Raw genomic sequence first — 13,803 nt, forward strand, 5'->3', positions numbered from 1 at the left:
TGCCTGATAGCCGGTGCCCGCCGCCGGCGCGGGCGGCCCCCGGCCCGCCACCGATCCGGGCGCCCGGCGGCCGCCCGGGGTGCGGAATCGCGTTTGCGGGAGGCAGGTGGCGGGTAGCGTCGCGCTCATGTGGCTGATCGCACGCTCCGCCCTGCTGGGCATCGCCTCCGGCGGCCGCAGCGCCGCGGCCCCCGCGGCCGTGGCCTTCGGCAGCGACTCCCAAGCCCTGCGACTGGCAACCGCCGCCGCGGCGGTCGGCGAGTTCGTGGTCGACAAGCTGCCGGCCGCCCCGAGCCGCCTCGGGGCCGCTCCGCTGGCCGGGCGCCTCGTCTTCGCCGGCCTGGCCGCGGCCGCCCTGGCCCGGCGCGAGGGGAGCAACCCGATCGCCCCGGCCCTGGTGGCGGCGGCGGCCGCGGCGGGCGGAAGCGTCGCGGGCGCTCGCTGGCGCGCGTACGCCGAGCAGCGCCACTGGCCCACCCTTCCCGCCGCCCTGGCCGAGGACGCCGTGACCTGGGCCCTTGCCACTGCGGCCACCCGCCGCTGACTGGCCCCGAGTCCGGCCGGCTCGCCCACCCTCAGCTCGGCCACCACGCGAACCTCACGGCACCGGCTCTCGCCGCGGCCGCCGATGGCCCGCCACCACCAGCAGGGCCGGGGCAAGCCACGACGGGGCCTCGGCCATCAGGCGCAACTCCCGCGACCTGCCGCCGTGCGGGCGACGAACACCGCCGGCCGGTCCGAGCCTTCTCAACGCGGTGCAGGCTCGTCCTGCCTCGCGGTCTCGCCCGTGCCGATCGAGGTCCCACGGCACCGTCTCGCCCGCAGTGTGGTGACGGCGCGTGCCGCTGCACGGCAAGGGGTCGAAGCGCGTGCGCGCGGCACTGTCCCGGCCCCGGCCCCGGCGGCCCCGCGGCCCAGAAGCGACGGGTGGCGCTGCACGCGGGAGATCAGCGCGCCTGCCCGCAGGTGCAGGCTCGCCCACGGTCCCCGCAGCCCAGGGGCGACCGCGCGGAGCAGCGGTGGCGGGTGGCGCGGCGCGGCGGGCGTCAGAGGGCGTGGCGGGGGCGGTGTTCCTGGTCCTGGCCCGGCCGCGGGATTCGGGACGGCAGCGGTATTGCGGGACGGCAGGGCCGGCAGCGGCGCGGCGGGCGTCAGAGGGCGTGGCGGGGGCGGTGTTCCTGGTCCTGGCCCGGCCGCGGGATTCGGGACGGCAGCGGTATTGCGGGGCGGCGGGACGGCAGGGCCGGTAGCGGCGCGGCGCTCGTGGGTTCCTCCTCGGTCTGGTCGGGGGCGTTGCGGGAGCGGCGGCCCGACGGGCCGGACGGGAGCGCCGGGCGCGGCGGGCGCGGCGGTTCGAAGGCGGCGCGCGAGCGGCGGCGCAGCGACAGCAGGGCCGCCGCGCCGAGCAGGACCGCGCCCAGGGCCACGGCCGCCTCGGGCAGGTAGGTGGGGATCCCCAGGTACACCGTGATGCCGAGGATTCGCGACAAGCCCCAGGGCAGCAGGGCCATCTGGTCGTTCCAGATGGTCAGGGCGCGCTCCAGGCCCAGGAACGACACCAGGCCGCCCAGCACGACGAGGGGCACGCCGATGCCGGCCAGCACCACGGCCGTCGCGCGGCGGCGGGGCAGCGAGTACCGGTCGCGCAGGACCAGGGCCACGGCGACGAAGAGCCAGGCGAACGCGGCGAAGGCGACGCACACGTACACCGAGCGGCGCACCGGGTCGGTCCAGAAGGCGAACCAGTAGCCGCCGGGACCGCGCAGGATCATCGCGGTCAGGAGGATCACGGTGCGCAGCATGGCCACGCCGCCGATCGCGGCCCACAGGTGGAACGGGTCGCGACGGCCGGCCAGGACCCGTGCGGTCAGGGCGAACAGCAGCCAGCCGCCCAGGCTGACCACGAGGTGGGCGGGCGCGGCGAACCACGTGAGGACGAGCCGGGACAGCACGAGGGCGGCGACCGGGATCGCGATCACGAGCAGGCGGTCGAGGCGGCTCGGCAGCGGGGCGAGATCGGCCAGGCGCCACGGGCGGGTCGCGCCGAGCCAGAGCGCGCGCATCCCGGTGGAGCGGCCGACGGCCCCGACGAGCAGCAGCAGCACGACGAGGCCGAGCAGGATCCGAGCCAGCACGGCCATCAGGGGGTCGCGGTCGGCGCGGGTCGCGCCGATGTCGGCGGCGGTGAAGTTGTACGCCGGCAGGTCCACGTCCCCGCCGTAGCGCGCCGTGTGCGCGTCGCGGGCCGTGCGATACCGCCCCTGCGCGTCCTGCCACGCCGTGCGCGCCGACGCCGAGCCGGTGTCGAGCCACTGGGCGTGCCGCAGGACCATGGCGCGGTAGGCGCCGAGGGTGCGGAACAGGTCCGTCTCGTAGGCGAGGGTGTCGAGGAGCTTCGCCCGCAGCGTCGCGTCGCGCCACGTCACCGGGTCGGTGGCCGCGATCGTCTCGTGCATCGAGGCGGCGAGGGCCACGGCGCGGTCGCCCTCGGCGATGGTCTGCTCGAGGTGGTCGCGGCTGACGGCGTAGATGCTGTCCAGCGCCGCGGAGTCGCCGGTGACGATGTCCCACTCGAAGATCCACATCATCGGCGGGGGTTCGAGGCCGAGCGCCTCGACCTTGTCGTCGGCGTAGGGGCCCAGGTAGAGGCCCTTGGTCACCGCCTCGCGGGACATCGACATCATGCGGCAGATCGCGGTGACGGTCGCCGGGTCGTCGGAGAAGGTCTGCCGGGCCCAGTCGGCGGTGATCTGGGCCGGCGGGATCGCCGGGTCCCAGGCGAGCCGGCCGAGGGCGTAGGAGTTGAGGTCGTACAGCTGCCAGAAGCCCGAACGCAGCAGGAGCGTCATCGGCCCGGCGCGCAGCGGACCGCCGTCCTGGGTCCAGGTCCACACGCCCTCGACGTGGGGGTTGGCGGCGAGAAAGCGCTGCAGGGCCTGCTGGTGCAGGCCGGTCAGGTCGTTGGGCAGCGAGCCGAACGCCTCGAACTCCCGCCGCGACTGGAACTCCACGATCCGCCGCTGCGCGCCGACCTCCAGCGTCGCGTTGAACGGCAGGTGGCTGTAGAAGTCGCCGAGCGTGTATTTCGTCGACACGATCAGGTGCGCGTTGTCGAAGTCGCCGAGGACCTGTTCGTAGGCGGCCGGGTCGGTGTGCAGGTCACCGACCGCGCCGACGCCGACGGTCCAGGTGCGGAAGATGATGTCGCGACCGGCCTCGCCCGCGGCCTGCAGCAGCGTGTCGAGCATGGTGCGCACGGCCTGCGGGGTGGTGACCGCGATCCGCGACTCGTAGTCCCAGCCGGGCTGCTTGTAGACGTCGCCGCCCTCGCCCACGCGGATCATGAGCCCGCTGACGAACGGCATGCGCTCGAAGAGCTCGGCCAGGCCCAGCGCGTAGACCCGCCAGAAGTGCGGATCCTCGACCTTCAGGCCACCGTAGGTCCGCTCCAGGTAGCGCTGCAGCGGCGGCGACAGCGCGAGCATGTCGGTGAGCAGGTAGACCTTCATGCCCATGTCGGCGGCGTAGCGGAACACGGGCGCGAAGGCGGCGGTGAGCGCCTCGGCCCGGGCGATGTGCGAGTCGCCGCGGGGATAGACCGCGTGGCCGTCGCCGACCCGGCTGAACGCGATGTATTCCAGGAAGCCGGGCAGGACCACGGCGTTGTACCCCTGCGCGAGCGAGTGGTCGACGAACTGGTGGAACTGCCGGGAGATCCGCTCGACGGCGACCTGGTCGACCCACGGCGCGGCCGGCAGCAGGGCGCCGCCGACGACGTCGGTGTTGAGCGAGTAGTCGGTGCCCGCGGCGAACGCGGCGACGTCGGGCTCGCGGCCGACCGAGCCGGCGTCGGTGAGCCTCAGCCCGAGGCGGGGCGTGACGACCTCGCCCCGCTGGTCTTCGGGCAGCGGCGGCTCGCCCGAGCGGATGCGGTCGGCCAGCGCGTAGAGCCCGGAGGCGGCACCGTTCTCGTCGCCGCCGGTGAGCGTGAGGGGCTCGTCGAGGCGGTAGGAGCCCGCGGGAATGGCCTCATCCACGTGTACCGCTACATCAGCCGGACCGTCGGCGCCGATCACCGGCCGGGCGCTCCCGCGGGCCACGACAGCGTCGGCGACCGCCGCGGCGGCCAGGCTCAGCCGGGGCGAGGACGGCACCGAGATCGACGCGATCGCGACGGGCGCGGCCGGGCCGACATCGGCGACGGCGGAGCGCTCCACCGGGATCGCGGCCCGGTCGAAGCGCAGGCCGAGTGCCCCGCCGACGCCCCAGGCCACGAGCGCGCCCAGCACCAGCAGCACCGCCAGGGCGGTGAGCGGGATGCGAGCACGTCGTCGGGTCACGTTCGGCATCGTAGGCCCGGGGTCCGACAAATTCCGAGAGTGATCACCTAGGCATGACTGAGCGTGATGTCGTGGTGACTCGATAGCTCAGCCGGCGCCGAAGCAGACGAAGCTCTCCGCGCTGGCCCGGTCGCCGGGCCGGGCGGCGGCCTGGGCGGCGGCGAGCGCGGCGGCCGGGCCGAGTCCCGTGGCGAGCCGGCCGTAGAAGGCCCGCATGAGGTGGCGGGTGGCTCCGTCGTCGACCGGCCCGGTGGATGCGATGACGGTGGCGGTACCCATGTTGAGCAGTGCCGCCACGAGTCCCATGAGCTCGTCCCCGGGGTGCACGGCGGCCAGGCCGGTGTCGCAGCCGGACAGCACCAGCAGGCCGGGCGGGCGTCGCAGGGCGGTGAGGTCGTACACCGTGAGCGGCCCGTCGGCGAGCATGAGGAACGAGAACAGCGGGTTGTCCACCCGGAACTCGCCGTGCGCCGCGATGTGCCCGATCGCGGCCCCGTCCAGCGCGGTCAGGGCGGGCTCGACCCGCGCCCGGTCGCCGGCCAGCACCGTGGCGCCCGCACGGTCCGCGGCGATCTCCCGCACCTCGTCGGCCGCCTGCTCCGCCGAGTGGGCTCCCACCAGCACCAGCCTGCCGTCCACAGTGGACGATGTCGCGCAGCGCAACCAGATCGTCGCGGAGGGTGCGACGGTCAGTGAGCGCCCGCGGAGGCGGGGTAGCATTCCCCACGGCAGCGCGTGGAGGGCTCCGGTCGGCACCAGGACCAGCGGCCCGTCGCCGAGCAGATCGGCGAGCGGACCCAGCAGGAGCCGGTCGAGGACCTCGGCGCGCCGCTCGAGTCGCTCGCCGCCCGCGGCGTGTCCCAGCACCTGGTTGTGCAGGGCGAACCTCAGCGACTCCAGCTCGGCTCGCACCGCCTCGATCTCGCCGACGATGCGATGCGTGACCCTGCGCCCGCGCACGACGAGGGCATGCAGGCGCCCGTCGATGTCCAGCAGTTCGACGAGCACCCGCTCCCCCAGCGCCGTGGCCAGCGTGGGGAGGGACAACTCCACAGCGTTGGGCGAAGAACCGGGCGCACGCCACGAGCGGCGGCGGATCTCGGCCTCCAGCACGCGCTGCCGCCGCAGCAGCCGGCTGGTGCGCTGGGGTCCCGTCGGTGCCGCGGCGAGCTCGCTGTTGATCCGGCGCAGCTCGGTCAGGTGCCGGGCGACGACCGGGTCGGTGGACGGGTGCGTCGGCGGCAGGGTGAGGGCGGCGGCGCGGCATCGCTGGGCCCAGGCCAGGGCGGAGGCCGGTCCGCCGTGGACCAGGGCGAGCCGCAGCCGCAGGCCGGCCAGGGCCGCCGTCTCGGCACTGCCGCGCACGCGCAGCTCGGTGGCGCCGAGGCTGGCCCGGTAGGCGTCGGCCTGGCGCAGGCCGGAGGTGGCCGCCCGCACCGCCTCCGCGACGGCGCCGGAGGCGAGCTCCAGGCGGGCGCGGATGTGCCACCACCGCACCCGCAGCGGGGCCGGGCCGAGCTTGGCGGCGCCGCCCGCCTCGGTGAGCAGCTCGCGGGCCGTGTAGAGCTCGCCGAGGTCGACCGCGAGCTGGGCGGCGTCGAGCAGCGCGTCCCAGCCGGGCTGCAGCCAGCCGGCCTCCAGCAGGTGCGCGGCGACGGTGCGCAGGTCGCGCAGGGTGCCGCGGTTGGCCTTGCCGAGCGCGACGACGGCGGCGAGCTCGGCGACCCGGGCGCGGGCCATCCACACGCTGCGCCCCTGGCGCTGGAACACCCGGCGCGCGGCGGCGGCCGCGGTCTTCGACTCCTCCGGGGTACCGGCGGCGAGGCCGTGCCGGGCGAGCATGAGGTGGGCCTGGCCGAGCACCGAGTCGAGGTGGCCGTCGGTGCAGGCGTCGATGGCGGCCCGGATCGCGGCGTCGGCCTCGGGCAGCAGCCGCACCGACAGCAGCAGGTCGGCGCGGTCGAGCAGGCTGACCGCGTCGACGCCGGTGCTCCACAGCCGGTCGTGGGCCCGGTCGTAGCGGGCCAGGGCGGTGGGCACGTCGCCGGCCTGGGCCGCGACGAAGCCGAGGTTGTGCTCCACCTGGGCGGCGGCGGTGGCCATGCCGAGCCGGTTGTAGAGCGCCTGGGCGGCGCGCAGGTCGACCTCGGCCTGCTTGAGGTTGCCGCGGAAGCCGTGCAGGACGCCCCGGTTGGTGAGGGTCCGCGCCTCCCACACCTGGTCGCCGGTGGTGCGGAAGGCGCGCAGGGCACCGCGGTAGAGCTCCATGGCCTGATGGTCGAAGCCGAGCCGGCGCAGGATGAGGGCCCGCTGCATGGTCGCGCGGGCGCGCCGGTGGCCGTGCAGCTCGGCGACCGCCCGGTCGATCTCCTTGAGGGCGGCGCTCGGGCGGCCGAGGTCGTCGAGGATGAGGGCGTGGCTCATGCGGGCCTCGGCCTCGTGGACCTTGAGGCCGTGGCGGCGGGCGACGGTCATCGAGGCGCGAAGGTGCCGGGCGGCCCCGGCGGCGTCGTGCCGGGCGCGGGCCACCAGGCCGAGGGCGCGCAGGGCCACCGCCTCGCGGCCCGGGTCGCCGTCGCGGCGGGCGTCACGCAGCGCCGCCTCGGCGAGATGCTTGGCCTTGCCGGGGTCGGCCATGACAATCGGGAGCAGCCGCTGCGCCAGATCGTCGTCGGCGGCGGGGAGCACGGACGCTGCCGTCATGGTTGCATCCTGCCAAAGACTCGGATGTGTATCACGGGGCCCGGAGCGCGACTCATGTCACCGGCCTCATTGTTGATCCGTTTTGGGGAGCATTCATGTCCGTACCGAACGATCGTCTTCGGCGGTGGGAGCAGGTCCGCACCGAGCGCCTGTCCACCTTGCCGTGGTTGCGCACCGAAGTACAGTCCGGCCGGCCGGTGCGCTTCGTCGCCGACGAGATCCTGGTCTCCGACCACGGGGCCGGGATCGCGCACCGCACCCTCGCCGGCCTCGGCCACCGGGCCGGCGACATCGAGGAGGACGAGCCGCACCGGGGGCTGCGCCGGATCAAGACCCGCGGGCTCGACGTCTCGGCCGCCGTCCGCCAGCTGCGCGGCCAGCTGCCCGACGCCGTCGTCGGCCCGAACCACGTGTTCCTGTCGACCCCGCACGAGCACGGCGGCCCGTTCGGCCCGCCCGTGGCCGCCGACGCTCCCCCGTCCAAGCTCGCCCCTTCGGCCGGAGGTGCATCGTCCGTCCGGGTCGTTGTGATGGACACCGGGGTGTACGTCGACAGCCCCCTCCCGGCCGGCTGCTACTCGGCCACGGCGGAGAACGTCGAGACCGTCCTCGACGGCGACAACGACGGCGAGCTCGACTCCGACGTCGGGCACGCGAACTTCATCGCCGGGGTCGTGGTGCAGGGAACCGACGCCGCGCAGATCCGAATCGTCAAGGTGCTCGACAGCTTCGGCATGTGCACCGAGGCCGACCTGGCCGCCGCGATCACCGGGCTCACCGACGTCGACGTGCTGAACCTTTCGCTCGGCGGGTTCTCGGTCGGCGACCAGCCGCCGGCGATCCTCTCGGCGGCGCTGTCGACCTTCCTGTCCGGCACCGGGCGGGTCGTCGTCGCGGCGGCGGGCAACGACGGCATCCACGACCGTCCGTTCTGGCCGGCGGCGTTCGCGGCGAGCGACTCGCCGTGGGCGGGGCAGATCCTCGCGGTGGCGGCGCACGACGGCAACGGGGTCTGCGACTGGAGCAACCGCGGGCCGTGGGTGAGCCTGGTGGCGCCGGGCGCGGACATCGTCAGCACCTTCATCCACCACCCGGGCTTCGCGTCGGGCTGGGCGGCGTGGAGCGGCACCTCGTTCGCGGCGCCGAAGGTGGTGGCGGCCCTGGTCGAGCGCACGGCGGCGGCCGGGTCCGTGGTGGCGGCGGCGGACCAGGTGCGGGCGGAGGCCTCGCAGCAGCAGCTGGGCGGGTTCCCCTCGCTGCGCTGAGCGAGGATCGCACGGGGGAGGGCGCTGCGGGCGGCGAACCGCAGCGCCCGGTGTGGGCCGCCGCGCCCCTCCGCACGCCCCCCGTCACGGCCGAACCGCGGCATCCGGGCCGCCGCAGCCACCACGCGTGCGGCACCTGCGGCCGACGCGATGCCACGCGTGCGGCACCTGTAGCCGACGCGATGCCACGCGTGCGGCGCCTGTAGCCGACGCGATGCCACGCGTGCGGCGCCTGTAGCCGACGCGATGCCACGCGTGCGGCGGGCCGCGTGCCAGCCCGCACGCACACGCAGCCGTCAACCCGCACGCACACGCCGACGACGGAGCGCACGAACATGCAGCGGTCAGCGTGCACGCACACGCAGGCGACGGCGTTCTGGACGCTCACCACCTTCGTGCTCAACGGGCGCTGTTCGTGTGCATCGGCATGCCGGCGGCCGGACTCGGTGCGAGGGCTCACCGACGGCGCCCTCGGGCACGCGGCCGTCGTGCTCGCAGCCGTCGCCGGCGCCGTGATCGGGCTGCGGTTCGCATGGGGTTCACCGCGCCGATACCTCATCCGCACCCCGAGTAGCGCCAACAGCTGCGCCTCCGGCGGGTCGGCGGCCGGGCCCGGATCGTGGACGCGTTCGCGGGGTTCCGGGGCGCGGTGTCACTGGCCGACGCGCTCGCGGTACCCTCCGCAGCGACCGAACGGGACCCCATCGTCTTCGTCGCGTCGGGCGTCGTCGTGCTCACCATGCCGCTCGGGCTCTGCATGCCGGCCGTCGTACGCTGGGCGCGGTTGCCCGAGGACGACGGCCCGCGGCAGGAGCTGCCGCCGGCTCAGTCCGCGGCGACCCGGGAGGCGCTGGACGCGCTGCCGGAGACCGGCGCGCGGATCGGGGCCGAGGAGCTGGTGGTCTCGCGGCTGCGGAAGGAGTACGAGCAGTATCTCGCGGCCCTGCAACGGGGGCGACGAGGAGCACGACCGTGTGGAGCGGATCGAAAAGGAGCACGAGCAGCATCTCGCGGCCCCGCACGAGGGTGACGAGGAGCACGACCGCCTGGAGCGGACAGAACACGGACAGTACACGACGCTGAAGCCGCAACTCCTGGCCCACAAACGGGCGACCGTCGTGCGTCTGCGGGATGAACGACGGATCGATGACGTGGCGCCCAGGCAGTCGCAGGGCAGACTTGACATCGAAGAGGTTCGACTCACAGGCACCTATACGACAGAGTGAACCAACCGATTGCCCGACCTGCACGGCGGGCGCGGGCATGCTGAGATGTCCCTTTCACGGCAACTGGGCGGGATCTGATCTTGAAAACGCTGGCGGACCGGTACCGGCTGGACTACGCGATCGGCGCGGGCGGCATGGGCATCGTGTGGCGCGCCCGTGACCTGCGGCGGCAGCTCATGGTGGCGATCAAGGAAGTACGGCTGCCGGAGCTCATGACGACCGCGGAACGCGACCGGGTGAACCGCGAGGCGCGGGCCGCCGGGCGCGTCGAGCACCCCGCGATCGTCCGGGTCCACGAGGTCGTCGTCACCGATGACGGGCCGTGGATCGTGATGGATCTCGTCGAGGGCCGCTCCCTCGGCGAGCGCGTCAGCACCGAGGGCCCGCTGCCGGCGGCCGAGGGTGCGCAGCTCGGCCTCGTGCTGCTCGACGCCCTCGCGGCCGCGCACGCCGCGGGCATCACGCACGGTGACGTCAAGCCGGCCAACGTACTGCTCCCGCCGGACGGGACCGCCCAGCTCACCGACTTCGCCGTTGCCGCCATGCTCGACGGGCACCTCCCGCTGAGCGACCCCGCGTTCGTCGCACCCGAGCGCCGCCAGACCGGCGAGGGCGGCCCCGAGGCCGATCTCTACTCACTCGGGGCGACCCTGGCGCTCGCCTCTCCCGACGCCGCGCCCGAGATCGTCGCCGCCCTCATGCACGAGGACCCCAAGGCCCGGCCGTCGCTCGAGGCCGTGCGCGCGGCACTGTCCGCCGTGGCGGGGCATCCGGCCGTCGTACCGCCGGAAAGCCCCACAAATCCCAAGCAAACGGACACGCCGACCCCCGCGACCGAACAGCCCGGCACGACAGACACGGTCGGAGCAGGTCCCGCCGCGACCACGATCGCCATGGCCCTCAGCGGCACACCGACCGAGCCCGATCCCGCGGACAAAACCACCACCCCCGGCGAATCCGGCACAGCCGACGAAGCCCCGGAAACCACCGCGAACCCGCACGGGCCCGCAGCCGCGGCAAGCTGGCCCGACGGAGCGGACGTCACGCAGGAGCAGCCCCTCGTAACCGCCGCGCTCCCCGAAGCCACCGCCGCGACCGGCGAAGCCACCGCCGCGCTCCCCGAAGCCACCGCCGCGACCGGCGAAGCCACCGCCGCGCTCCCCGAAGCCACCGCCGCGACCGGCGAAGCCACCGCCGCGCTCCTCGAAGCCACCGCCGCGGCCGGCGAAGCCACCACCGCGACCGGCGAAGCCACCACCGCGGCCGCCGAGACCGAAGCCGGAGCCGAAGCCGCAACAGCACCCGCCGAGGCCGCCCAGGCGGCGAAGCACGAGCGCCCCGCACCACCCGGCATCCGGTCCGAGCTCAAGGTGGCCGCGCTCATCGGCGCCGGCGTGCTCGCGTTCCTCATCGCCGTCGCGTTCTTCCTCGACGGCGGCGGCCCCACGAGCGCGAACCAGGCCGCCGCCCAGACGAGCTCCGCCACCGACGCGGCCCTGGTGAACACCGAGCCCTCCCCGTCGCCGTCCGACGATCTCCCCTCGCCGAGCGTCGAGCCGTCCCCGTCGTCGCAGCCGCAGACCACGACCCGGGCCCCGAAGACGACCCGGCCCACGACGAACTCGCCGAAGCCCCCCACGGTCACGTCGGCGAAGATCGGGCTCAACCCGGTGACGTACAACGGGCCCTGCTCCGGCAACGGGCTCGACGTCCAGGTGACCGTGACGATCACCACGAACCAGCCGGGCACGAAGGTGACGTTCGCGACCACGGGCAAGGCCGCCAAGACGGTCACCGCGGTCGACGGGACCTACACCGAGACCTACCGCGTACGGGTCGACAGCAGCCGAAAGTACTCGTTCCCGATGACGCTGAGCGTCACCAGCCCGGGCACCACGACGGACTCGCTGACGTTCACCAACGCCTGCACCAAGCCCTAGAGCGCCGCTCACGTTCGTCTAGGATGTTGCGCCGGGCGACAACGCAACACACGACGATGTGCGTCTAGGGTTACGACCGCAGCACGTTGACCGTCATCTGCCGGAAGGTGGTCGCATGACCGACGACGACGCCACGCGCGACGGGCTGCCCAGGTTCATCTACGGGGAGTACACGGGCGAGATCAAGCTGCCACCGCGGCCCGAGGAGGAGCAGGCCGACGGTCCGATGGATCGCAAGACCAAGATCCTCGTGGCGAGCGGCGGCGCGGCCCTGGTGCTGATCATCGGGCTCGTCGTCGCGGCGCTGAGCACCAGCAGCGGGCCGGACGCCACGCCCGCCGCGGCCAACCCGGAGTCCTCGGTGACGAGCGTGTCGTCCTCCGCCGCACCGGCGCCGACCGATGACGCCGCCCAGCCGACCCAGTCGTGGCCGCAGCTGAAGAACGACGACATCCCCGGCGGCAAGCCCGCGCCGTCGGGCACCCCGGGCGCCACCAAGACCACCAAGCCGGCGACGCAGACCACGAAGCCCGAGGGCAAGCCGACCACCCACAAGCCGCCGAAGCCCTCGTTCCCGGGATCGCGATGACCGAACCCGGCTCAGCGGAGGACGGGTTAACGGGGAGCCCTGGCGGCTTTCCGGTGCCACCACCGGAGGGCCTGTCGCGGCGTGCCGTCGCGCTGCTGGCCGGCGGCGGGCTCGCGGCCGTGCTCGTGGTCGGGGTCGCACTGGTGGCGCTGACCACCGGCGACGGGGACCGGCCGCGGCCACCGGCGGCGGTGCGGGACACGCCGCAGCCGGTCGTGCCCGAGGACTCGACGACGATCGGGCCGGCCGCGACCGCACTGCGAACGACAGCGTCGGCGCGGCCGTCGGCCACGAAGACCCGGCCGGCCTCGGCCGCGCCGACGACCCCGGCCGGGCCGCGGGTGCTCACGGTGACGGTGAGCGCCGACCCGGACCGGTTCACCACCTGCCGCGGCACGCTCGTCACCAAGCTCACCGTGCACATGACGCTGAGCGAGCCGGGGCTGCAGGTGCAGTACACGATCAACGAAATGTCACCCGTGCGCCGGACGGCCTCGGGCACCACCTTCAGCGAGACGACACGGGCCACGGTCGGGCCGTCCCAGGGCGGGCACCAGGTGCGCGTCGCCGTGTCGAAGCCGAGCACCGCGAGCGCCACGACGGTCATCGAGGTCGACTGCGGCAGATGAATGTTCGTGAATCCCCCACGATTGGTTACGATCTATGTACCAACCGTGACGGGGATGATCGGCCATGCTCGACGCGCGGAGCCTGCTCGTGTACTGCACGACGAACCAGGCCCTGCGCTGCGCCCCGATCGCCGACCGGCCGCACGGCGGGCTCGTGGTCGCGCCGCACCAGGGCGACGAGCGCGGCCTGCTCGAAACCGCGGCCTACCTGCGCGGACGTGCCCGCTTCGGCGCCCCGCTGCTGCTCGACGCGGCCCGGTACGCGGGTCCGGACCGGCTGCCGGCCAGCGCCCCGTTCAACCCGCGCTGGCTACGCCGGCAGCGCGAGCTGGGCCTGCCGGTGCTCACCGACTCCGGATACGTCGACGCGGGCGACGAGCGCGGCCTCGCCGGCATCCTGCACCGCACGATGGCGATCCCCGACGCCGTCGCGGTGCTGCCGCTGCACCCGGCCTGGCTGCGCGACCGGCTCCACCTCAACGTCCTCACCGGCCACCTGCGCGCCGCCGCGGTGCCGGTCGCCCTGGTGCTGGAGGCGCGGGCCGACCCGTTCGCGCTCGACGGGTGCGTGCCCGGGCTGCTGGCGGTCCTCGGCTGCGGGGTGCCCGTCCTGCTGCTGCGCTGCGACCTGTCCTCGCTCGGCGCGCTGTGCCACGGGGCGGTCGCGGCCGCCGTCGGCACCGTCGCCGCGCTGCGCCACCTCGCGCCCCGCGAGGCCGACGGGGTGCGTCCGCCGTCGACGATCTTCCGGCCCACGATGTCGTACCGCCGGATCAGCGCCATCCAGCGCGCCAAGCGGAGCCGTCCCGACCCGCGGCTGTGGTCCTGCGACTGCCCGGTCTGCGCGGGCCGGGACCTCGACTGGATGGCCGGCCTCGGCGACCGCGAGCGCGAGGTCCCCGCGTTCGAGCACGCCGCGGCCGTGCTGTTCGCGCTGCGCGACGAGCTGCTCGGCGACGGGCGGCCCCTCCCCCGCGCCGCGCGCGACTGGGCCGCCCGGTGCGCCGGGGCCGCCTTCCGCGAGCGGCAGCTCGGCTGGACCGTCACCCCGATGCTGCGCCACTGGCGGGAGGCGGGCCCGAATCCGGTCGATCTGCGCCTGGCGAGCTGA

9 protein-coding genes are annotated in these 13,803 nt (G+C 74.6%); 7 read left to right on the forward strand and 2 right to left on the reverse strand.

The features are described 5' to 3' along the window. Nucleotides 1-127: 127 nt before the first annotated feature. The gene (locus tag ACQP1P_RS37450) at nt 128-544 is read left to right on the forward strand and encodes a hypothetical protein (protein WP_433078479.1); all 417 of its coding nucleotides are present in this window, start codon (nt 128-130) and stop codon (nt 542-544) included. A 607-nt stretch (nt 545-1,151) separates the two neighbouring features. Here ACQP1P_RS37450 and ACQP1P_RS37455 read toward each other — a convergent pair. Then, on the reverse strand, nt 1,152-4,340 hold the full coding sequence (locus ACQP1P_RS37455) for a hypothetical protein (RefSeq protein WP_433078481.1): 3,189 nt from the start codon (nt 4,338-4,340) through the stop codon (nt 1,152-1,154). Nucleotides 4,341-4,427: 87 nt separating this feature from the next. Beyond that, a complete protein-coding gene (locus tag ACQP1P_RS37460) occupies nt 4,428-7,043 on the reverse strand; it encodes a CHAT domain-containing protein (protein ID WP_433078483.1) in 2,616 nt (871 codons plus the stop codon). A gap of 95 nt (nt 7,044-7,138) precedes the next feature. On the opposite strand from ACQP1P_RS37460, the gene ACQP1P_RS37465 reads away from it, so the two are divergent. From ACQP1P_RS37465 to ACQP1P_RS37490, 6 genes are all read left to right on the forward strand, one after another. Further along, nucleotides 7,139-8,308, forward strand: a complete 1,170-nt coding sequence (locus ACQP1P_RS37465) for a S8 family peptidase (protein ID WP_433078485.1) — start codon at nt 7,139-7,141, stop codon at nt 8,306-8,308. 619 nt (nt 8,309-8,927) lie between these two features. Beyond that, nucleotides 8,928-9,338 carry a hypothetical protein gene (locus ACQP1P_RS37470; RefSeq protein WP_433078487.1) on the forward strand — a complete coding sequence of 137 codons (411 nt, stop codon included), beginning with the start codon at nt 8,928-8,930 and terminating at the stop codon, nt 9,336-9,338. Nucleotides 9,339-9,614: 276 nt separating this feature from the next. Next, nucleotides 9,615-11,474, forward strand: coding sequence for a protein kinase domain-containing protein (locus tag ACQP1P_RS37475; RefSeq protein WP_433078489.1), 1,860 nt, complete (start codon nt 9,615-9,617; stop codon nt 11,472-11,474). Nucleotides 11,475-11,589: 115 nt separating this feature from the next. Then, entirely contained in the window at nt 11,590-12,063 is a 474-nt protein-coding gene (locus ACQP1P_RS37480) for a hypothetical protein (protein ID WP_433078491.1), read from the forward strand. A gap of 53 nt (nt 12,064-12,116) precedes the next feature. Further along, the gene (locus tag ACQP1P_RS37485) at nt 12,117-12,692 is read left to right on the forward strand and encodes a hypothetical protein (RefSeq protein ID WP_433078493.1); all 576 of its coding nucleotides are present in this window, start codon (nt 12,117-12,119) and stop codon (nt 12,690-12,692) included. 64 nt (nt 12,693-12,756) lie between these two features. Continuing rightward, nucleotides 12,757-13,803 (forward strand): hypothetical protein, encoded by a 1,047-nt coding sequence (locus tag ACQP1P_RS37490; protein ID WP_433078495.1) that lies wholly within the window; start codon nt 12,757-12,759, stop codon nt 13,801-13,803.

This window comes from Dactylosporangium sp. CA-052675 (assembly GCF_050947935.1).
In the GTDB taxonomy this organism is placed as follows: Bacteria; Actinomycetota; Actinomycetes; order Mycobacteriales; family Micromonosporaceae; genus Dactylosporangium.